At 70.4% G+C, this 20,934-nt stretch carries 13 protein-coding genes and 2 tRNA genes; 4 read left to right on the top strand and 11 right to left on the bottom strand.

Annotation, left to right across the window (positions count from 1 at the left end; all coding sequences use genetic code 11):
* Nucleotides 1-6 precede the first annotated feature (6 nt).
* Entirely contained in the window at nt 7-873 is an 867-nt protein-coding gene (locus tag AOM01_RS05940; RefSeq protein ID WP_062290423.1) for an ABC transporter permease, read from the top strand.
* The gene (locus AOM01_RS05935) at nt 873-1,679 is read left to right on the top strand and encodes an ABC transporter permease (protein WP_062290421.1); all 807 of its coding nucleotides are present in this window, start codon (nt 873-875) and stop codon (nt 1,677-1,679) included. The genes AOM01_RS05940 and AOM01_RS05935 overlap by 1 nt, the downstream gene beginning before the upstream one ends.
* Before the next feature lie 9 nt (nt 1,680-1,688).
* On the opposite strand, the gene AOM01_RS05930 is transcribed toward AOM01_RS05935, so the two are convergent.
* The 4 genes from AOM01_RS05930 to AOM01_RS14685 form a co-directional block, all read right to left on the bottom strand.
* The gene (locus tag AOM01_RS05930; RefSeq protein WP_062290418.1) at nt 1,689-4,001 is read right to left on the bottom strand and encodes a beta-L-arabinofuranosidase domain-containing protein; all 2,313 of its coding nucleotides are present in this window, start codon (nt 3,999-4,001) and stop codon (nt 1,689-1,691) included.
* Between the two features lie 302 nt (nt 4,002-4,303).
* Nucleotides 4,304-4,376 (bottom strand) — tRNA-Ala (locus AOM01_RS05925).
* A gap of 148 nt (nt 4,377-4,524) precedes the next feature.
* A tRNA-Ile gene (locus tag AOM01_RS05920) sits at nt 4,525-4,598 on the bottom strand.
* A gap of 90 nt (nt 4,599-4,688) precedes the next feature.
* On the bottom strand, nt 4,689-5,471 hold the full coding sequence (locus AOM01_RS14685) for a DUF3566 domain-containing protein (RefSeq protein ID WP_228374228.1): 783 nt from the start codon (nt 5,469-5,471) through the stop codon (nt 4,689-4,691).
* Nucleotides 5,472-5,634: 163 nt separating this feature from the next.
* On the opposite strand from AOM01_RS14685, the gene AOM01_RS05910 reads away from it, so the two are divergent.
* Nucleotides 5,635-7,989, top strand: a complete 2,355-nt coding sequence (locus AOM01_RS05910) for a bifunctional lysylphosphatidylglycerol flippase/synthetase MprF (protein WP_062290415.1) — start codon at nt 5,635-5,637, stop codon at nt 7,987-7,989.
* Between the two features lie 45 nt (nt 7,990-8,034).
* On the opposite strand, the gene AOM01_RS05905 is transcribed toward AOM01_RS05910, so the two are convergent.
* From AOM01_RS05905 to AOM01_RS05895, 3 genes are all read right to left on the bottom strand, one after another.
* Nucleotides 8,035-9,546: a SulP family inorganic anion transporter gene (locus tag AOM01_RS05905; RefSeq protein ID WP_062290413.1), complete on the bottom strand. Its 1,512-nt coding sequence runs from the start codon at nt 9,544-9,546 to the stop codon at nt 8,035-8,037.
* Nucleotides 9,547-9,662: 116 nt separating this feature from the next.
* On the bottom strand, nt 9,663-11,177 hold the full coding sequence (locus tag AOM01_RS05900) for a catalase (protein WP_062290410.1): 1,515 nt from the start codon (nt 11,175-11,177) through the stop codon (nt 9,663-9,665).
* Between the two features lie 29 nt (nt 11,178-11,206).
* Nucleotides 11,207-11,659, bottom strand: a complete 453-nt coding sequence (locus tag AOM01_RS05895; RefSeq protein WP_062290407.1) for a Fur family transcriptional regulator — start codon at nt 11,657-11,659, stop codon at nt 11,207-11,209.
* Nucleotides 11,660-11,880: 221 nt separating this feature from the next.
* On the opposite strand from AOM01_RS05895, the gene AOM01_RS05890 reads away from it, so the two are divergent.
* On the top strand, nt 11,881-14,382 hold the full coding sequence (locus AOM01_RS05890) for an FAD-dependent oxidoreductase (RefSeq protein ID WP_062290405.1): 2,502 nt from the start codon (nt 11,881-11,883) through the stop codon (nt 14,380-14,382).
* 31 nt (nt 14,383-14,413) lie between these two features.
* On the opposite strand, the gene AOM01_RS05885 is transcribed toward AOM01_RS05890, so the two are convergent.
* The 4 genes from AOM01_RS05885 to gyrB all read right to left on the bottom strand — a co-directional run bounded on the left by AOM01_RS05885 (nt 14,414) and on the right by gyrB (nt 20,767).
* Nucleotides 14,414-14,938: a hypothetical protein gene (locus AOM01_RS05885; RefSeq protein WP_062290402.1), complete on the bottom strand. Its 525-nt coding sequence runs from the start codon at nt 14,936-14,938 to the stop codon at nt 14,414-14,416.
* Between the two features lie 2 nt (nt 14,939-14,940).
* Nucleotides 14,941-15,951, bottom strand: coding sequence for an alpha/beta hydrolase (locus AOM01_RS05880; RefSeq protein WP_228374227.1), 1,011 nt, complete (start codon nt 15,949-15,951; stop codon nt 14,941-14,943).
* Between the two features lie 81 nt (nt 15,952-16,032).
* A complete protein-coding gene (gyrA, locus tag AOM01_RS05875) occupies nt 16,033-18,693 on the bottom strand; it encodes a DNA gyrase subunit A (RefSeq protein ID WP_082110033.1) in 2,661 nt (886 codons plus the stop codon).
* Nucleotides 18,694-18,703: 10 nt separating this feature from the next.
* Nucleotides 18,704-20,767, bottom strand: a complete 2,064-nt coding sequence (gene gyrB, locus AOM01_RS05870; RefSeq protein WP_082110032.1) for a DNA topoisomerase (ATP-hydrolyzing) subunit B — start codon at nt 20,765-20,767, stop codon at nt 18,704-18,706.
* Between the last annotated feature and the right edge of the window lie 167 nt (nt 20,768-20,934).

Raw genomic sequence — 20,934 nt, 5'->3', positions numbered from 1 at the left:
GGAATCATGACCACACGCAGCGTCTCCGCCTTCCTGGCACCCCGCCGCCGCCTGCAGCTCGCCGGCCTCCTCACCCCGCCCGTCCTCTGGCTCGGCCTGGTCTACGTGGTCGCGCTCGCGGCGCTGCTGGTCACGGCGTTCTGGACCGTCGACGAGCTCACCGGGCAGGTGCAGATCGAGTGGACCACGGACAACGTGGTCGAGGTCCTCACGGAGGCGCTGTACCGGACCGTCACGCTGCGCACGCTGGGCATCGCGGTGCTGGTCACCGTCCTCGACATCATCGTGGCCGTGCCGGTCGCGTTCTTCATGGCCAAGATCGCCCGCCCGCGGATGCGCCACCTCCTGGTCATCGCCGTGCTGGCGCCGCTGTGGGCCTCGTACCTGGTCAAGGTCTACGCGTGGCGCGCGCTGCTGTCCTCCGAGGGCCTGATCGAGTGGGCGGTGTCGCCTTTCGGCCTCGACACCCCCGGCTACGGGATCGTGGGCGTGGTGCTCACGCTGTCCTACCTGTGGCTGCCGTACGTGATCATGCCCATCTACGCCGGGTTCGACCGCGTCCCCGACCGCCTGCTCGAGGCCTCCGCCGACCTGGGAGCGAAGGGATGGACCACCCTGATCGCGGTGGTCATGCCGATGATCCGGCCCGCGATCATCGCCGGGTCGATCTTCGCGTTCTCGCTCAGCCTCGGCGACTACATCACCACCGGGATCGTGGGCGGCACCACCCAGATGCTGGGCAACCTGGTCTACGCGAACGTGGGCGCGGCGAACAACCTGCCGCTCGCCGCCGCGATCTCCCTCATCCCGATCGGGATCATCCTTCTCTACCTCGCCGCGGTCCGCCGGACCGGCGCCCTCAGGAGCCTCTGATGCAGATCGGCCGCGTCGCCCGCTACGTCCTCGGCACCATCACGCTGGTGGTGCTCGGGCTCATCTACCTGCCGCTGGGCGTGGTGTTCCTCAACTCGATCAGCACCTCCGAGACGCTGTCCTGGCCGCCGCCGGGCTTCACGCTCGAGTGGTGGGGCAAGGCGCTGCATTCCGAGGGCGCGTTCGAGGCCCTCGGCATGTCGGTCATGGTCGCGGTAGCGGCGTCGACCATCGCACTGGTGCTCGGCACCCTCGCGGCGATGGCGCTGTCGCGCTACCGGTTCTTCGGCAAGGAGTCCGTCAACCTGCTGATCGTGCTGCCCATCGCGCTGCCCGGAATCGTCACCGGCATCGCGCTCAACAACGCGTTCCGCACGCTCATGGGCGTGCAGCTGGGCGTGTGGACGTTGATCGTCGCGCACGCCACGTTCTGCATCGTGACCGTCTACAACAACGCGTTCGCGCGGCTCAACGCGTCGGGCACGCGGCTCGAGGAGGCGTCGCAGGACCTGGGCGCCGGGCTGTTCACCACGTTCCGCCTGGTGACGTTCCCGCACCTCAAGTCCGCGCTGCTGGCCGGCGGCCTGCTCGCGTTCGCGCTGAGCTTCGACGAGATCATCGTCACCACGTTCACCGCCGGCCCCGGCGTCACCACGCTGCCGCTGTGGATCCTGCAGAACATGTTCCGCCCCAACCAGGCGCCGGTGGTCGCGGTGATCGCCGTGATCCTCGCGGTGCTGTCCGTGGTGCCGCTCGCGATCGCGCAGCGCCTCACCGCGAAGGACGCGGAGGCCGTGTCGCGGTGAGGCTCGCCCTCACTCCCTGGTCATGAGCGCCACCGCGACCACCCCGGCGGTGGCGCCCCCGGGGCCTGCCTCGAAGCGCACCTCGAGCCCGTCCAGCGGGGCGTCGACCTCGTAGACGGACTCGAGGACGTCGCCATAGAGGGGGAGGTCGCGCTCCTCGGTGCGCACGGGAGAGGCGACGGCGCCCGCGATCCGGACCACGGCATCGTCCCCTCCCGCCGGCAGGCCCGCGAGTGTGCGCACCCGGAGGAGGTGCGGCCCGGCGACCCTGGGCTTGAGCACGTACGAGAACCAGTCCTCCGCCATGCGCCAGCTGCGCGCGTTGATCCACGCGATCCGCGAGGCGTGCGACGCGTAGCCGTGGTCCATCTCGGACTGCTGCTCGCCGGGTGCGACCACGTCGACCACGGAGGCGTCCTCGAGCTCGGCCTCGTCGAGGTCGGCGAGCATCGCGCGCACCGCGGCGGCGTCCGCGCCCACGGGGAAGTAGACGGTGCAACGCTCGTCATGGATGCCCCGGTAGGGCTCGAGCGCGAGCGAGACCCGGGCGGGGGCGTCGCCGTCGAGACGCCACGCGGCGAGGGTCGCGGTGGTGCCCCGCACCTCGATGTCCAGCTCGTCGCCCACCAGTGCGGGCGTCTCGATCATGCGGCGCTTGGGGCCCAGGGCGATGTGCGGCGCACCCTCGCCCGTCGCGATCGCGCCCTCGAGCGCCTCGGCGCCGTCGCGGTGCGCGAGCACGAACGGCCCGTAGCGGAGCGACGCCCACGGCGACCCGTCGGGCAGGCCCTCGAGCGCGAGGCGCGGGCGCAGGTCGAGGACGATGCGCGTGGTCCCCTCCCACTCCCGGTCCAGAGCATGCTCGCCGGGGCCCGCCTCGATGGCGAGGCCGGCGACGGTCACGGTCGCCCCGTCCGACCATTCCGGGATGCGCAGGCGGACGATGCGCCGGTGGCTCTCCCCGGCCGTCACGTCGATCTCGACGCGCCAGGACGCGGTGAGGTCCGCGCGGACGTCGAGCCGGATGCCGTCCCAGTCGAGAGTGGCGGGCTCGTAGATCTCGACGCGGGGGCTGTCGCCGTCGCGGGAGAAGAGGAACCGGTCGTAGCGGCCGTGGCCCTCGAGGCCGGAGCCCACGCAGCACCACATGGACTCGCCGTGGCTCGAGTAGACGCGGTAGTGCGCGGGGCGCAGCGGCGAGAAGTAGACGAACCCGCCGTGCCCGGGGTGCTGGACGGTCAGGGCGTGGTTGTAGATCGCGCGCTCGGCGAACTCGACCAGCTCGAGGTCGGGGCTGGTCGCACGGAACAGGTCCGTGATGGCGAGCATGTTGAAGGTGTTGCAGGACTCGGGGCCGAGCGGGTCGAGGACTATCGCCCGGAAGTCGTCCTTGGGGTGGAAGTGCTCGCGGACCCCGTGGCCGCCGATCGAGACGGTGCGCTCGTGGACCACGTGGTCCCAGAAGGAGCGCGCGGCGTCGACCAGGTCCTCGTCGCCGGAGCGCGCGTAACCGACCACCTTGGGCACCTGGGTGTTGGCGTGCAGTCCGTCGAGCCGGTCCTCGTGGTGGAGGAGCGGATCCAGCAGCAGGCGGTGGGACCAGCGGCGGCCCTCGGCGTGGAGGCGCGCGGCCAGATCGGGGTCTGCCGTGAGGGCGGCGAGGCGGAAGAAGGCATCGTTCATGCCACCGAACTCGGCGATGAGGATGGTCTCGAGCCGGGCGTCGGTGAGGTGGCCGGAGATGTCGAGCCACCACGCGGCCCAGCGTTCCGCCATGGCGAGCGCGTCGGGTTGAACCGCGACCTCGTAGGCGTCGATCAGGCCGTTGAGCACCTTGTGGAGGTTGTACATGGGGACCCAGCGGCCGTTGAGCGCGAAGGGCTCGGCCTCGATGGTGCCGGCGCGGAGCTCCTCGCCGAGCGCGACGCCGCGCGGGGTGCCGCCGAGGTAGCCGGTGCCGACCGCGTCCTGGCATTCCTGGAAGCCGTCGAGCATGCGGCGCAGGCGCGCGCGGATGTCCTCGCGGCCGGTCGCCGCGTACAGGTGGGCGAGCGCGGAGAGGTAGTGGCCGCCGATGTGCCCGTCGAGGCCGCGCGACTCCCAGTCGCCGTAGGCCTCCGCGACCGCGGGGAGGCCGGCCTCGCGGCGGTACGGGGCGAGGAGGCGATCGGGGTCGTGGGCGAGGACCGTGGCGACGGAGCGGTCGAGCGCGGCCTGGAGCGGTCCGCCGGTCAGCGTGATCGTGCCACGGGGGAAGCTGCGGGGAGCGGGGTCGCGGTCCGCGGCCGTCTCGGGGTCGTTACAACGTTGGAAATCACCCATGGGTCGATGGTAACCGCGCGCGAACGGGACCGCGACGCCCTGCCGGCCGGGGCATCGTCCCTCCCGCGGAGCGCTCGCGGTGTCGGTCAGGTCGCGGTGATAGGCGAGCGCAGAAAAGTCCGCGGAATTCTGCTCGATCGGATCAATGGGGAGATGACCGCCCGCCAGGTGCGCTCCAGATGCGCTCCACCGTCACATTGACGTTCGCACAGCCGCTGTGCGGACACCAGGGTGCCACCGGGAAGCAGCCCCTCGAAAAGCAGAAAGACCCCCGCCGCAACCGGCGAGGGTCTTCTCGAGAGTGGAGCCTAGGGGACTCGAACCCCTAACCCCCTGCTTGCAAAGCAGGTGCGCTACCAATTGCGCCAAGGCCCCGTGGTCAGCAGACCGGGTGGTCACCGAACCGGGTAGTGGACATCGTCCCACACGTCGCGGTTGGAGTTCTCGGTGATGAGGACGTAAGCGATCGCGCCTGCCACGACGGCGGCTGCGAGGAACAGCACATTCTTCATGTTCACCTCGGTGGGCCCAGGAGGACTTGAACCTCCGACCTCTTCGTTATCAGCGAAGCGCTCTAACCGCCTGAGCTATGGGCCCCTTCCGCGGCGTCAGCGCCGCGGCGTTAAACGATACCAAACCGCCGCCGTGGGACAAAATCGCGGCGGCGGGGTCCGTCTAGCAGGCCGTTCAGTCGTCGGTGAGGGTGACGTAGACACCGCCGACCACCGAGGAGACCACGTTGTAGAGGAACGCGCCGATGGTCGCGAGCGCCGTCAACAGCACCACGTTGACCACCGAGATGAGGATCGCCGCGCTCATGACCCGGTTGCGGTCGAAGAACTGCATGATGTCGACCTCGGAGTCCTGCGCGAACAGCTTCACGACCCACTCGTTGATGAGGGCGAACGTGCCCATGCCGTTGGCGACGTTCCACACCACGAACACCGCGACCACGAACATGATGCCGAGCGCGATCGACAGCAGGAAGCCGAGCTTGAGCGCCGACCACGGGTCGATCCGCGACAGCAGCACGCGGGCCTTGCGCGGGCCGCCCTTCGCGGTGGGGGTGCCCAGGTCGTCGCCCGCCTTGAAGCTCTCGGCGGCACGGCCCGCGAAGCCCTTGACCTTGGCGGCACCCGCGCCGATCGCCGCGGTGCCTGCGCCGACGGCACCCTCGAGGCGCGACGGCTCGTCCGAGGCGGGCGCCGGCGCGGTGGGGGCCGTGGGGGCGGGGGCGCCGGTGGGCGAGAACGCCTGCGGCTGCTGCGTGGTCGGGATGCCCTCGGGCTCGCTCTGCGGCCGCAGCGCGGTGCGCTGCGGGATGGAGCCGGTCGAGGGGGACGATGCGGTGGTCGCGTTGTCGACGGGCATGAACGCCCGGCGCGCGGGGACCTGACCGGTGGTCGGCTCGGCACCGCGCGGCGCGTAGAGGCCGCGGGTCGACGTGGTGGTGCGGTCGTCCGCGTTCATCAATGCTCCCTGTCGTCAGACGCGCGCGAGGCGGTCCTGTGGTCCACGCATGGCTGCGCGGGCATCTCCCAAGGGTAACCGAGGCGGCTCGGAAGGTCATTCTTCCTGGTCCCGCGGCGCGGAATCCCGGGACACGCGCCGCCCGCATGGCTAGCGTGGGCCTATGGCGACCGAGTCCCCCGCTTCGACCTCCGCATCGTCCCTCGCCCGCGCGCTCGAGTTCGCAGGCCGCGTGCCGGGCACCATCGTCATCACCGTCGTGGTCCTGGTCGTGGGTGCGCTCACCGGCGCGCTGTGGAGCACGGCCGAGGAGTCGGGCCTGGTGGACCGCTGGGGCTGGGGTGTCGACGAGTTCGCCGACGGCCACTGGATCAACATCCTCGCCGGCGCGGCGATCGCGCCGGAGCCGTGGATGTACGCGCTGATCCTCGCGACGTTCTGCCTCGGCGGCGGGTTCCTCGAGCTGCGCTATGGGACGCTGCGCATGCTCATCGCCGTGATCGGCACCCACGTGATCGCGGTTCTCGGCACCGCCGTGCTGCTGCTCGGCCTCGGCGCGGCGGGCGTCGGATGGGCGGAGGCCCTCGCCCACGTGCCCGACGTGGGCCTGAGCAACGCGGGCTTCGGCGCGGTGGGAGCGGCGACGGCCGGCATGCCGCTGCTCTGGCGGCGACGCGTCCGTCTGGTCGGGCTCCTCTACTGCTCCGCGATGATCCTCTACGCCGCCGAGATCTGGGACTTCACGCACGGGATGGCCTTCCTGGCGGGCATCTTCATCGGGCCCTGGATCGTCGGCCGTGCGCGCGAACCCTTCGACTGGAGGTTCGGCCCCCAGGAGGTGCGCGACACCGCCGCGGTGCTGCTCGCGTTCGGCAGCCTGCACCAGCTGCTCACGCGGATCTGGCCGGGATCGGGCGGGATCCTCAGTTACGGCGAGAACGCCGATCAGGCAGGCGTCACCACGCTCGCGCTCGTCGGCGGGGCGGTCGTGTCGCTCGCGTTCGCGTACGCCCTGCACCGCGGGCGACGCGGCGCGTGGTGGTACGTCGCGATCGTCACCACCGGAACGGTGATCGGCGTCGTCGCCGACGGGATCGTGGGCGGGCTCACCGCCTCGGGCACGCTCGACCTGGTCCTCGACCTCGCGCTGCTCACGCTGATCTTCGGATGGCGCAGGCACTTCGGCGTCAAGGGCGACAGGTCGAGCCGAGGTCGGGTGTGGCGGCGGGGCCTCCTGACGATCGCGGGCCTCATGCTCTTCACCGTCGTCTCGATCATGGCGCTCCAGAGCCAGTTCGACCCCGAGCCGACGCTGGGAACCGCCATCGGCGAGGCGATCGTCCGCATCTTCGGCGGCACCACCGGCGTCGAGGGCACCACGCCGCTCGCGCGCGGGCTGCTCAACAGCATCGGCGTCATCTGGTTCACCGCGTTCGCGATCTTCCTCATCAGCCTGCTGCTGGTCTCGCGCCAGCACCGCACCGACGAATCGGTCCGCGACCGCTTCCTCGCCCTCCAGCACGGCACGGACTCGATGACCAGCATCGGCTACATGACACGTTGGGACGGGATCGACCACTGGATCTCCGAGGAGGGGACGGTCGGCCTGGGCTTCAAGCAGGTCGGCAGCACCGTCGTGGTCCTGTCCGATCCCGTGGGGCGCGCCGCGGACCTGCCCGCCGCCTACGTCGAGTTCGCGGACTTCTGCCGCTCGCGCGGGTGGCGGGTCGCCTACTTCGGGATGAGCGTCGACGCGAAGGCCACGCTCGAGGACCTCGGGTGGCGAGCCATCCAGGTCGCCGAGGACACGGTGGTCCGCCTGCCCGAGCTGGCGTTCACCGGCAAGGCCTGGCAGGACGTGCGCTCCGCCATCAACCGGGCGAAGCGCGAGGGCGTGACCATGCGCTCGGTGCGGTTCGCCGACGCGCCCCGCGGCATGAAGGATCAGCTCGAGGCCATCTCCGCTCAGTGGGCGGGGGACAAGTCGCTGCCCGAGATGGGCTTCACCCTGGGCGACCTGCCCGAGGCCGACGACCCGAACGTCGAGATGCACGTCGCCGTCGACGAGGACGGCACCGTCCACGGCATGACCAGCTGGATGCCGGTCTACCGCGACGGCGACGTGGTCGGCTGGACCATCGACATCATGAAGCGCCGCCTGGACGACGGGGTGATGAACGGCGTGATGGAGTTCCTCATCGCCGAGTCCGCGGTCGCGTACAAGGAGGCCGGCTACGAGTTCATCTCGCTCTCGGCGGCACCCCTGAGCTACTCCGGCGAGGTCGAGGGCACGGTCGAGCGGCTCCTCGACATCCTCGCGGACAAGATGGAGCCCTACTACGGGTTCGCGAGCCTCGAGCGGTACAAGGCCAAGTTCAAGCCGGAGCACCACCCGCTGTTCCTCATGTACCCCGACGAGGCGCAGCTGCCCGCCATCGCCCTCGCGATCCTGCGGGCCTACCTGCCCGACGCGACGGCGACGGACCTGGTCAAGGCCGCGGTGACGCGACCCGACTGACCGGCGCCGGCGAACCCGCCCGCGCCGCCGGCCCGCGCATCGTCCCTAGTGGCCGGCCCCGAGGTGCCCGGTCATGCGGCCGTGGAGCGCGCGCGAGGCCTCGTTGAGACCCACGATCTCGACCTCGATCCCATGCGCGGCGTACTTGTGCTCGACGGCGTCGAGCGCCGCGACGGTCGAGGCGTCCCACACGTGCGACGCGCTCATGTCGATCACGACCTTCGCGGGGTCGCCCGCGTAGTCGAACTGGCTGTAGAGGTCGTTCGAGCTGGCGAAGAACAGCTCCCCGGTGACGGTGTAGCGGCGCACACCGTCCTCCGCGGGCGTGGCGGTGACCTGCGCGAGGTGCGCGACCCGACGCGCGAAGAGCACGCTCGCGAGCAGCACGCCCGCGACCACGCCGTACGCGAGGTTGTGCGTCGCGACCACGACGGCGACGGTGAGCAGCATCACCGACGTCTCCGAACGCGGCATGCGGCGCAGCGTCGACGGGCGGATCGAATGCCAGTCGAAGGTCGCCCACGCGACGAACAGCATGACCGCCACGAGCGCCGCCATCGGGATGATCGCGACCACGTCGCCCAGCAGCAGGATGAGGATCAGCAGGAACACGCCCGCGCTCAACGTCGACAGTCGGGTTCGCGCGCCGCCGGCCTTCACGTTGATCATGGTCTGGCCGATCATCGCGCAGCCGCCCATGCCGCCGAACAGGCCGGTGATCACGTTGGCGGCGCCCTGTCCCCAGGCCTCGCGGGTCTTGTCGGAGTGGGTGTCGGTGATGTCGTCGACCAGCTTCGCGGTCATGAGCGACTCGAGCAGACCCACGAGCGCGAGGCCGAGCGCGTACGGCGCGACGATCCGCAGGGTCTCGAGGGTGAGCGGCACGTCGGGAAGGAACAGCCCGGGGAGTCCCTCGGGCAGCGCGCCCTCGTCGCCCACGGTCGGGACCGCGATGCCCGCCGCGACCGTCACCACCGTGAGCAGCACGATCGCGACGAGCGGCGCCGGCACCGCCTTGGTCAGCCGCGGCCACAGCGCGATCACTCCGAGCCCGGCGGCGACCAGGACGTACACGACCCAGGGCTTGCCGGTGAGGTGCGGCAGCTGCGCCATCGCGATGAGGATCGCGAGCGAGTTGACGAACCCGACCATGACGGAGCGCGGGATGAAGCGCATGAGCTTCGCGACGCCCAGCAGTCCCAGCGCGACCTGGATGAGCCCGCCGAGGACCACCGCGACCACCAGGTAGTCGAGGCCGTGCTCCTTGGCGAGGGGTGCGACCACGAGCGCGACCGCGGCCGTCGCGGCCGAGATCATCGCGGGACGCCCGCCCAGGAAAGCGATCGACACGGCCATGGTGAAGGACGCGAACAGACCCACCCGCGGGTCCACGCCCGCGATGATCGAGAAGCTGATCGCCTCGGGGATGAGCGCGAGCGCGACCATGAGGCCGGAGACCAGTTCCACGCGTAGCGTGCGCGGCTTCAGCGCCGCGCGCCAGGACGATGCGGTGGTCGCCTCGGGCACTCCGGTCGCGGTGCGGGCGTCGGTGGGCATGGAGGGTCTCCGTCCGGGGCAGGTGGGGGCGCGGCCATGGTAGCCGCGGACGCGCCGAGGGCCCGAACCCGCTCATCGAGCGGGACCGGGCCCTCGGATTCAGTTGACGCGATCGATCAGACGGTGACGGGCTCCACTCCGGTGCCGGGCTCGCCGGCCTCGACCGGCGTCTCGCCTGCGAGGTTGGCGCGCAGCTTCGCGCCGAGGCCCGCGTCGACGTTGGTCCAGTACTGGATCGCACGCTCGCGGATCTCGTCCGACTGCACCGCGCCGACGTGGCCGGTGATCTGCTCGAGGATGTGGGCCTTGCCCGCGTCGTCGAAGACCTCGCGGTACATGGTGCCGGCCTGGCCGAAGTCGTCGTCCTCGGCGTGGAGGGTCGCGGCCGCACGGACCAGCTCGCCGTCGGACTCCCAGTTGCCCGCGTCACCGGCACGCTCGGCGTCGGCGTGCGCGCCGCCCAGCGAGTTGGGCGCGTAGACAGGCGTCGAGGGCGAGGAGAAGGAGTAGCGCATCGCGCCGTCCTTCGCGTACGAGTGGCCGTTGGCGTCCGCGGCGTGCGGGGAGTTGACGGGGAGGTCGGCGTGGTTGGTGCCCACGCGGTAGCGGTGCGCGTCCGCGTAGGAGAAGATGCGCGCCATCAGCATCTTGTCCGGCGAGGCGCCGATACCGGGCACGAAGTTCGAGGGGGCGAAGGTCGCCTGCTCGATCTGCGCGAAGTAGTTCTCGGGGTTCTTGTTGAGCTCCATCACGCCCACCGGGATCAGCGGGTAGTCGCCGTGCGGCCACACCTTGGTGAGGTCGAACGGGTTGAAGCGGTACGTCTTGGCATCCTCGTACGGCATGACCTGCACGTGGAGGTCCCAGCGCGGGAAGTCGCCGGCCTCGATGTGCTCGTAGAGGTCGCGGATGTGGTGGTCGCCGTCCGAGCCCGCGAGCTGACCCGCCTCCTCGATGCTGAGGCCGTGCACGCCCTGCTGGGACTTGAAGTGGTACTTCACCCAGAAGCGCTCGCCCTCGGCGTTGATCCACTGGTAGGTGTGCGAGCCGTAGCCCTGCATCTCGCGCCACGAGCGGGGCAGGCCGCGCTCACCCATGAGCCAGGTGACCTGGTGCGCCGACTCCGGCTGGAGGGTCCAGAAGTCCCACTGCATGTCGTTGTCGCGCAGGTGCGAACCCGGCAGGCGCTTCTGCGAGCGGATGAAGTCGGGGAACTTGATGCCGTCACGGATGAAGAACACGGGCGTGTTGTTGCCCACGAGGTCGTAGTTGCCCTCGGTCGTGTAGAACTTCAGCGCGAAGCCGCGCGGGTCGCGCCAGGTGTCGGGCGAGCCGTGCTCGCCGGCCACCGAGGAGAAGCGCGCGAGCATCTCGGTCTGCACGCCGTCCTGGAACAGCGCGGCGCGCGTGTACTTCGCGATGTCCGGGTTGGTGGTGGTGAACGTGCCGAACGCGCCGCCGCCCTTGGCGTGCACCACGCGCTCGGGCACGCGCTCCCGGTTGAACTGCGCGAGCTTCTCGACCAGGTAGTGGTCGGTGAGGGCGGTGACGCCGTTGTTGCCGACGGTCAGCGAGTGCTGGTCCGAGGCGACGGGGGCGCCGGCGTTGGTGGTGGTGAACTTCTCCGACATGGGAGCGCTCCTCTGTGGGGTTGGGACGTTCAGAGACGTGCGTGGGCAGGGGACGGCAGGGATTCCACGGACTGGCAGGCGCCGCAGAGGCCCCAGAAGGTGACCTCCGCCTCGGCGACGGCGAAACCGTGGTCGTCGTCGGGGGTGAGGCACGGGGCCTGACCCACGACGCAGTCGACGTCTGCGATCACGCCGCAGCGCGTGCAGACCAGGTGGTGGTGGTTGTCGCCCACCCGCAGCTCGTAGCGGGCGGGGTGGTCGCCGGGCTCGATCGAACGCGCGATGCCGCGACCGGTGAGGTCGTGGAGGACGTTGTAGACGGTCTGGAGGGACACGTCGGGGAGGCGGCGCGAGACGCGCGCGTGCACCGCGTCGGCCGAGGCATGCGGCAGGCCCTCGAGCGCCTCGAGCACCGCGCGTCGCGGCTCGGTGACACGCAGGCCCGCCTCGCGCAGCATGGCGGGCGCGTCGATCGATCTCATGAGGGCCAGCGTACGTCCTTCTTTTGATTCTTTCAAATGAACGGCGGGGGACGATGCGGTGCTCACCGCCGCGCCAAGGCGGCGCCACCTGTCCAACGAGCCCGCGCATCGTCCCGCTCCCGGGCGCCGGGAGCCACCCAACCGGGACCAGATACCCCCAGGTGTGGATACCCCGGGGGATATCTTCGATGTCAGAAGCCAGATACCCCAGGAGGCATCTCATGAAGCTGGTCGTCATCGGCGGGGTCGCCGCCGGAGCATCCACCGCCGCGAGGGCGCGGCGCCTCGACGAGTCCGCGGAGATCGTGGTGTTCGAGCGCGGGCACCACGTCTCGTTCGCGAACTGCGGGCTGCCGTACCACGTGGGCGAGGTGATCTCCGAGCGCTCCCGGCTGCTGCTGCAGACGCCCGAGAGCCTGCGCGAGTCGCTCGACATCGACGTGCGCATCGCGACCGAGGTGGTCGCGATCGACCGCGACGCCAAGACCATCACCGCGCGCGAGGTGGACACCGGCCGCGAGTACACCGAGTCCTACGACAAGCTCGCGCTGTGCATGGGCGCCGAGGCGGTCCGCCCGCCGCTGCCCGGCATCGACCACCCCGCCGTGGAGGTGCTGCGCCGGATCGGCGACATGGACCGCATCAAGGCGCGCCTGGACGCGGCGATCGCCGCGCAGAAGGCCGGCCGCCGCGGCACCGTCACCGCCGTGGTGGTGGGCGCCGGTTACATCGGCCTCGAGATGGCGGAGAACCTCCATCACCGGGGCGTGCGTGTCGACGTGGTCGAGCTCTCCGACCAGATCCTGCCCCCCGTCGACCACGAGATCGCCACCCCCGTCGAGCAGCACCTGCGCATGCGCGGCATCGGTCTGCACCTGTCCACCGCCGCCGCGGCGTTCCAGCCGCTCGCGGACAAGGACGGCGACGGACGCGTGAGCGTCGAGCTCAACTCGGGCACGGTCCTCAAGGCGGACCTGGTGATCCTCGCCGCGGGCGTGAGGCCCGCGGTCGAGCTGGTGAAGGAGGCCGGGATCGAGCTGGGCGAGCGCGGCGGCATCAGGGTCGACACCCACATGCGCACCTCGGATCCGGACATCTACGCCGCAGGCGACGCCGTCGAGACCGCGCACCCCGTGCTGCCCGGCCAGTACCTCGCGCCGCTCGCCGGCCCCGCGAACCGGCAGGCGCGCGTCGCTGCCGAGAACATGTGCGGCCGCACCACCGAGTACAAGAGCACGCAGGGCACGTCGATCGTGAAGGTGTTCGACATGGTCGCCGGCGGCACCGGCGCGACGTCGCGCCAGCTCGACGCAGCGGGGGTCGAGTACCGGGTGGCGCACGTCCACCCGTCGGGCCACGCCGGCTACTACCCCGGCACCGCGATGATGCACATCAAACTGCTGTTCTCCCCGTCCGACGGCCGCGTGCTGGGCGCGCAGGCCTGCGGCTTCGACGGCGTCGACAAGCGCCTCGACGTCTTCGCCATGGCGGTCCGTGCCGGCCTCACCGTGTTCGACCTCGAGGAGCAGGAGCTCGCGTACGCGCCGCCGTTCGGCTCCGCGAAGGACCCCGTCAACATGGCCGGGTTCGTCGCCGCCAACACCATCCGCGGCGACTTCACCCTCTGGTACGCGGAGGAGTGGCCGCTGCCCGCCGGCGCACGTCTCGTGGACGTCCGCACCCCCGAGGAGTACGGCATCCACCACCTGCCCGGCGCCGAGTCGGTGCCGCTCGCCACATTCCGCGAGGCCATCAAGGGCTGGAGCGACAAGGACCAGCCGATCCGCCTCTACTGCGCAGTGGGCTTCCGCTCGTATCTCGCGCACCGGATCCTGGTCCAGAACGGCTTCACCGACGTCGCCACCCTGTCCGGCGGCTCGACCACCTACGGCCACGTGCACGACAACCCGGCCGACCAGTACGTCGCGCAGCCCCCGATGGAGAACTACGCGGAGAAGGTGTCGGTCGCCTCGGCTGTGGCCGCCGCGACCGGCCAGGTCACCGAGCTGGACTGCACCGGGCTCGCCTGCCCCGGCCCGATCATGCGGCTCGCGGACGCCATGAGGAAGGCGAACGCCGGCGACGAGCTGCGCGTCACCGTCTCCGACCCGGGCTTCGCGCTCGACGGGCCCGCGTGGGCCGCCAAGAACGGCCACACCCTGGTGAGCCTCGACCCGAAGGGGCCCGGCTTCGTCGGCACGTTCCGCAAGGGGGGCGTGACGCCGGTGGCGACCGGCGCATCGTCCTCCGGCAAGAACAAGACGTCGATGGTGGTCTTCAGCGGGGACCTCGACAAGGTGCTCGCGGCGTTCATCATCGCGAACGGCGCCGTCGCCATGGGCGACGAGGTCTCCATGTTCTTCACCTTCTGGGGTCTCAACGCGCTGCGCAGGACGGACCCGCCCAAGCGCGAGAAGAAGATGATGGACAAGATGTTCGGCGCGATGATGCCGCGTGGCGCGGAGAAGCTGACGCTGTCGCAGATGCACATGGCCGGCGCGGGTACGGCGATGATCAAGAACGTCATGAAGAAGAACGACGTGCAGAGCCTGCCCGAGCTGATCCGGTCGGCGCAGGAAGGCGGCGCCCGCCTGCTCGGCTGCACCATGACCATGGATCTGCTGGGCATGTCGCAGTCCGACCTGCTCGACGGGGTCGAGCTCGCCGGCGTCGCGACCTTCCTCGGAGAGGCCAACGAGAGCGGCACCACGCTGTTCATCTGACCTCGCCGCCGGCATCGCCAGGTGGGCGGGCTCAGGGGAAGGTGACCGTGAGGACGCCGCCGCTGAGCTCGACCTCGGCGGTCCATCCCGAGCGAGTCTCGACCAGGAACGTGTCGCCGTCGCGGTCGAGCTGGCCGATCGACGCGTAGTAGTCGGCGAGCACCTCCGTGTCGAGCCCCACGGCGGTGGGCACCCCCTCCGTGACCACCGCGCCGCCGGTGTCGACGGGCCAGGGGACCGATGCATGGACGCCGTCGCCCGCGACCGCCAGCCACGCGTCCGGCATCGGGATCGGCACCGGGCCCGACCGGGCGGTGAAGAAGTATTCGTCGCCGTCCTCGGGCTGGGGCTCCTCCGCCGTCGCGGTGAGCAGCGCCTCGCCGGGCCCGGTGGGCGGCGCGGCGAACGCCCCGGTGAGCGAGACGGTGACGGTGGTCGCCATGGCGGCCGCGGCGAGCCCCACCGCGTGCCACGGCTTGGCGGACCACCGCAGGATCGCCGCCGCGGTCAGGGTCAGCGCGAGCAGCAGCCCGGTCAGCACGAACCCCGCACCCATGGTCACCCCCTGGTGCGGACGTTACCAGGGGGTTCGTGACCCTGCTGGAGCGCTGATCCGAGGAAGTCCCGAAGCGTCTCGAAGTAGCGTGCACGCGGGCCCGCGGCGCTGAGGGCGGCGTCGTGGAGCGCTCCGGCGATGATCACGGGCTCGACCTGCGCCCCCAGCCGCGTCGCCGCGCGCGCGGTCGCGGCCACATCCACCACGGTGTCCTGGCTCGCGTGAAGCGGGTTGTCGAGACGGTCGGGCCCGGTCGAGTCGGACGAGACGAGGAGGACGGGCACCCGGATGTCCAGGCCCCCTGCGGCGCGGGCCTGGGCCGCCCGGGTCGCCGCGAGCCACCCCGCGGTCGCGCCCACACCCTCGGGTCGCTTCCAGGTGACGTCGAACTCCCAGCCGCGCTCGAGCAGGCCCGCGGTGTACGGGGATCGTGCCGGGTCGATCACCATGCGCGACCGCGCCCGGGCGAGCACCGGCACGGCCCGCATGAGCGCGCGCTGACCTGCGGTGAGCGCGAGCCCGAAGAACGGCCCGTCGAGCACCAGCGCAGCCAAGGCGGCATCCGGGCGGTCGCTCGCCCACACCGCCGCCGCGAGCCCGCCGGTCGAATGGGCGTGGACCACCAAGGGGAGGTCGCCCAGGCCCCGGGCCAGGGCATCGTCCCGCGCGGCCGTCGCCGCGTCAGCGATGTCGTCCCCCAGCTCGTCGATGTGCGCGATGTGGTGCGGCTGGTTGCCGGGCTGGAGCGAACGGCCGGCTCGACGCATGTCGACCGCGTAGGCCGCGCAGCCCGCGGCCGCGAGCTCGTCCGCCAGGTGGGTGGCGAAGAAGTAGTCGTTGTAGCCATGCACGATCACGGCCACCGCGCGAGGCGCCTCGGGCACCGCGACCCGGCGGATCAGGGTGCGGGTCAGCGCGCCGTCGGCGCGGCCGGACGGCGCGACCGCGGGAGCGCCCAGGTCCGCCGCCTCGTATCCGTCGAGGATGTCCGGCCGCCACGTCAACGTGCTCATCACCCGAGGATAGGCGCGTGTTGGCCCCGGAGACGCAGGAAGGGCCGGTCGCGGTCGCGACCGGCCCTTCCGCTGCACGGATCACTCCGCGGCGGGAGCCTCCGGCGCCTCGCTCGCGTCGGCGCCGGCCTCGACGGCGGGCTCGACCTCACCCTCGACGGTCTCCGCGTCCTCGCCCTCGAGAGGCTCGTCGCCGTCGAGGTTGCGCTCGACGTTGCGGGCGATGCCGATGATGCGGTCGCCCTTCGCCGGCTTGGCGAAGATGACGCCCATCGAGTTCTTGCCCTTGACGGGGACCTCGGCGACGGCGGAACGCACCACCTTGCCGGACTCCATGATGACCAGGACCTCGTCGGTGTCCTCGACCAGCATGGCGCCCACCAGGTCGCCGCGCTCCTCGGTGAGGGTCGCGACCTTCACGCCCAGGCCGCCGCGGTGCTTGGGGCTCCACGCCGAGGCGCTGGTGCGCTTGGCGTAGCCGTGACGGGTGACCACGAAGGAGAACGGTCCGTCGGAGACGGTGACCTCCTCCTCGGCGGCCTCCGCGTCCGTCTCGACGTCGGCATCGTCCCCGGCCACCGCGGTGCCGGCGAGGATGACGTCCATCGCGAGCAGCTCGTCGTCACCGCGGAAGCTCATGCCCTTGACGCCCGAGGTGGCGCGGCCCATGGGGCGCAGCTCCTCATCCTTGGCGTTGAAGCGGAGCGACTGGCCGAGGCGGGAGACCAGCATGAGGTCGTCCTCGTAGTTCGCGAGGCGTGCGGAGACCAGCTCGTCGGCCTTGAGCTCGCCGTCCTCGGACTCGACCTCGCGCAGGTTGATCGCGATGAGGCCGCCGGTGCGGTTGGAGTCGTAGGCCTTGAGCTCCGTCTTCTTCACCAGGCCGCGCTTGGTGGCGAGCACCAGGTAGTCGGCGTCCTCGTAGCTGCGCAGGTCCAGGACCTGGGCGATCTCCTCGCCCGGCTGGAACGCGAGCATGTTCGCCACGTGCTGGCCCTTGGAGTCGCGGCCGCCCTCGGGAAGCTCGTACGCCTTCGCGCGGTACACGCGGCCCAGGTTGGTGAAGAACAGCAGCCAGTGGTGGGTGGTGGTGACGAAGAAGTGCTCCACCACGTCGTCGTTGCGCAGGGTCGCGCCGCGCACGCCCTTGCCGCCGCGCTTCTGGGCGCGGTACTGGTCGGAACGGGTGCGCTTGACGTAGCCGCCGCGGGTGATGGTGACCACCATCTCCTCCTCGGCGATGAGGTCCTCGATCGACACATCGCCCTCGAACGGGTGGATGACCGTCCGGCGGTCGTCCCCGTACTTGCGCACGATCTCGGCGAGCTCCTCCGAGATGATGGTGCGCTGGCGCTGCTCGTTGGCGAGGATGTCGCGCAGGTCGGTGATCTCGACCATGAGGGCGTTGTAGTCGTCCGTGATCTTCTGGCGCTCCAGGGCCGCGAGGCGGCGCAGCTGGAGGTTGAGGATCGCGGTCGCCTGGACCTCGTCGACGTCGAGCAGCTCCATGAGGCCCACGCGGGCCTCGTCCGCGGAGGGGGAGCGGCGGATGAGGGCGATGACCTCGTCGAGCGCGTCGAGCGCCTTGAGGTAGCCCTGCAAGATGTGGGCCTCGCGCTCCGCCTCCCGCAGGCGGTACGCGGTGCGGCGCTGGATGACCTCGAGCTGGTGCGTGGTCCAGTGGCGGATGAACCCGTCCAGCGAGAGAGTGCGCGGCACGCCGTCGACGATCGCCAGCATGTTCGCGCCGAACGTCTCCTGCAGCTGCGTGTGCTTGTACAGGTTGTTGAGGACCACCTTGGCGACGGCGTCGCGCTTGAGCACGATCTCGAGGCGCTGGCCCGTGCGGCCCGACGTCTGGTCGCGGATGTCCGCGATGCCGGAGACCTTGCCGTCCTTGACCAGGTCCGCGATCTTGATCGCGAGGTTGTCGGGGTTGACCTGGTACGGCAGCTCGGTGATCACCAGGCACATGCGGCCCTGGATCTCCTCGATGTTGACCACGGCACGCATGGTGATGAGGCCGCGACCCGTCCGGTACGCGTCCTCGATGCCCTTGCGGCCCAGGATGGTCGCTCCGGTGGGGAAGTCGGGGCCCGGGATGCGGGCGATGAGCGCTTCGAGCAGCTCCTCGCGGGAGGCGTCCGGGTGGTCGAGGTGCCACTGCACGCCCTCGGCGAGCTCGCGGAGGTTGTGCGGCGGGATGTTGGTCGCCATGCCGACCGCGATGCCGGCGGAGCCGTTCGCGAGCAGGTTGGGGAAGCGCGCGGGCAGGATGGTGGGCTCCTGCTCGCGGCCGTCGTAGTTGTCCTCGAACTCGACGGTGTCCTTGTCGATGTCGCGGACCATCTCCATGGCCAGCGGCGCCATCTTGCACTCGGTGTATCGCGAGGCCGCGGCGCCGTCGTTGCCCGCGGAGCCGAAGTTGCCCTGGCCCGCGATCAGCGGGTAGCGCAGCGACCACGGCTGGACCATGCGGACGATGGCGTCGTAGATGGCCGAGTCACCGTGCGGGTGGTACTTGCCCATGACGTCGCCCACCACGCGCGAGCACTTCGAGAACGCGCGGTCGGGCCGGTAGCCGCCGTCGAACATCGCGTAGAGCACGCGACGATGCACGGGCTTGAGCCCGTCGCGGACGTCCGGGAGGGCGCGGCCCACGATGACCGACATGGCGTAGTCCAGGTAGGACCGCTGCATCTCGGTGTTGAGGTCGACCGCCTCGATGCGGCCGTGATCCATCTCGGGGGTCTCAGATGTCAAGGAACCTCACGTCCTTCGCGTTGCGTTGGATGAAGCTGCGGCGGGACTCGACGTCCTCGCCCATGAGGACCGAGAAGATCTCGTCGGCCTGCGCGGCGTCATCCATGGTGACCTGGAGCAGGGTGCGGGTCGCGGGGTCCATGGTGGTGACCCGCAGCTCCTCGTGGTTCATCTCGCCCAGACCCTTGTAGCGCTGCACCCCGTTGTCCTTGGGGATGCGCTTGCCGTTGGCGAGGCCGTCCTTGAGGACCGCGTCACGCTCGCGGTCCGAGTACACGTACTCGTGGTCCGCGTTGGTCCACTTGATCTTGAACAGCGGCGGCTGCGCCAGGTAGACGTAGCCGGCCTCGATCAGGGGTCGCATGTAGCGGAACAGCAGGGTGAGCAGCAGGGTGCGGATGTGCTGGCCGTCGACGTCGGCATCGGCCATCAGCACGATCTTGTGATAGCGCGCCTTCGAGATGTCGAAGTCCTCGCCCATGCCCGCGCCGAACGCGGTGATGAGGCCCTGGACCTCCTGGTTGGACAGGGCGCGGTCGAGGCGCACGCGCTCGACGTTGAGGATCTTGCCGCGGATGGGCATGATCGCCTGGTTGTACGGTTCACGGCCGGCCTTGGCGGAGCCGCCGGCGGAGTCGCCCTCGACGATGAAGATCTCGCACTCGGAGGGGTTGCGGCTCTGGCAGTCCGACAGCTTGCCGGGCATGCCGCCGGACTCGAGCAGTCCCTTGCGGCGGGTCGCCTCGCGCGCCTTGCGGGCGGCGATGCGCGCCTGCGAGGCCTGCAGCGCCTTGCGGATGATGTCCTTCGCCTCGTTCGGGTGGGCGTCGAACCAGTCCGTGAGCTGCTCGTTGACCACGCGCTGCACGAACGTCTTGGCCTCGGTGTTGCCCAGCTTGGTCTTGGTCTGGCCCTCGAACTGCGGCTCGCCCAGCTTGACCGAGATGACGGCCGTGAGCCCCTCGCGGACGTCGTCGCCCGTGAGGTTGTCGTCCTTGTCCTTGAGGATCGCCTTCTCGCGGGCGTACTTGTTCACCAGCGTGGTGAGCGCCGCACGGAAGCCCTCCTCGTGGGTGCCGCCCTCGGTGGTCGAGATGGTGTTCGCGTAGGTGAACACCGACTCCGAGTACGCGGACGTCCACTGCATGGCCATCTCGAGCGAGATCTTCTTCTCGGTGTCCTCGGAGTCGAGCGAGATGACCTCGGCGTGGACCAGCTCCGCCTTCTTGGCGGAGTTGAGGTGCGCGACATAGTCGACCAGGCCGCCGTCGTACTTGTACGTCACGGCCCGCGACGTGGGCGCCTCCTCGGCCTCGGCATCGTCCTCCGCCGCGATGTGCTCGGGACGCTCGTCGATCAGCGTGATGGAGAGGCCCTTGTTGAGGAACGCCATCTGCTGGAAGCGGGCGCGCAGAGTCTCGTAGTCGTAGTCGGTGGTCTCGAAGATCAGCGGGTCGGCCCAGAACGTCTGCTGGGTGCCGGTGGCCTCGGTGGCCTCGCCCTTGACCAGGGTGCCCTGCGGCTTGCCGCCCTCGGCGAAGCTCTGGCGCCACACATGTCCCTGGCGGCGGACCTCGGTCTCGACCTTGTAGGACAGCGCGTTCACCACGGAGATGCCGACGCCGTGCAGGCCGCCGGAGACCGCGTAGCCGCCGCCGCCGAACTTTCCGCCGGCGTGGAGGATGGTCATGACCACCTCGACGGTGGGCTTCTTCTCCGTCGGGTGCATGTCGACGGGGATGCCGCGACCGTTGTCCTGGACCTTGACGCCGCCGTCCGCCTGCAGCGTCACCGTGATGGTGTCGCAGTAGCCGGCGAGCGCCTCGTCGACGGAGTTGTCGACGACCTCGTAGACCAGATGGTGGAGACCGCGCTCACCCGTCGACCCGATGTACATGCCCGGGCGCTTGCGGACGGCTTCGAGGCCCTCCAGGACGGTGATGTTCTCGGCGCCGTAGGCGGGCTCGACAGCCCGCTCCTCGCTATTCGCCACAGATTCGCCTTTCAAGCCGCTGACGGGACTTTGCACAAGTCCCGTCCTATCTCGGCCCATTCTAGTGGCCCAGAGGGCCCATCTGGCGCGATTCACAGGCCATTCAGCACAAGTCGAGGACCCGCTCTCGAGGCGATCGGCGGGATCACGCCGCCGGAGCGTCCCCCTCGGCTCTCCAGCGGCGCGACCTGCGGGCACCGAAGGCGCCCCCAGCACGCCTCCGGCCC

Source organism: Demequina phytophila (assembly GCF_000971135.1).
Classification (GTDB): domain Bacteria; phylum Actinomycetota; class Actinomycetes; order Actinomycetales; family Demequinaceae; genus Demequina; species Demequina phytophila.
The sequence above is the reverse complement of the archived record's forward strand: the minus strand, read 5'-3'. Positions and strand labels throughout refer to the sequence as shown.

What these genes read in the sequence shown, in the direction of transcription:
- AOM01_RS05940 (WP_062290423.1), top strand. Translation starts at nt 7, where the DNA reads ATGACCACACGCAGCGTCTCCGCCTTCCTGGCACCCCGCCGCCGCCTG.
- AOM01_RS05935 (WP_062290421.1), top strand. Translation starts at nt 873, where the DNA reads ATGCAGATCGGCCGCGTCGCCCGCTACGTCCTCGGCACCATCACGCTG.
- AOM01_RS05930 (WP_062290418.1), bottom strand. Translation starts at nt 4,001, where the DNA reads ATGGGTGATTTCCAACGTTGTAACGACCCCGAGACGGCCGCGGACCGC.
- AOM01_RS14685 (WP_228374228.1), bottom strand. Translation starts at nt 5,471, where the DNA reads ATGAACGCGGACGACCGCACCACCACGTCGACCCGCGGCCTCTACGCG.
- AOM01_RS05910 (WP_062290415.1), top strand. Translation starts at nt 5,635, where the DNA reads ATGGCGACCGAGTCCCCCGCTTCGACCTCCGCATCGTCCCTCGCCCGC.
- AOM01_RS05905 (WP_062290413.1), bottom strand. Translation starts at nt 9,546, where the DNA reads ATGCCCACCGACGCCCGCACCGCGACCGGAGTGCCCGAGGCGACCACC.
- AOM01_RS05900 (WP_062290410.1), bottom strand. Translation starts at nt 11,177, where the DNA reads ATGTCGGAGAAGTTCACCACCACCAACGCCGGCGCCCCCGTCGCCTCG.
- AOM01_RS05895 (WP_062290407.1), bottom strand. Translation starts at nt 11,659, where the DNA reads ATGAGATCGATCGACGCGCCCGCCATGCTGCGCGAGGCGGGCCTGCGT.
- AOM01_RS05890 (WP_062290405.1), top strand. Translation starts at nt 11,881, where the DNA reads ATGAAGCTGGTCGTCATCGGCGGGGTCGCCGCCGGAGCATCCACCGCC.
- AOM01_RS05885 (WP_062290402.1), bottom strand. Translation starts at nt 14,938, where the DNA reads ATGGGTGCGGGGTTCGTGCTGACCGGGCTGCTGCTCGCGCTGACCCTG.
- AOM01_RS05880 (WP_228374227.1), bottom strand. Translation starts at nt 15,951, where the DNA reads ATGAGCACGTTGACGTGGCGGCCGGACATCCTCGACGGATACGAGGCG.
- gyrA (WP_082110033.1), bottom strand. Translation starts at nt 18,693, where the DNA reads ATGGATCACGGCCGCATCGAGGCGGTCGACCTCAACACCGAGATGCAG.
- gyrB (WP_082110032.1), bottom strand. Translation starts at nt 20,767, where the DNA reads ATGGGCCGAGATAGGACGGGACTTGTGCAAAGTCCCGTCAGCGGCTTG.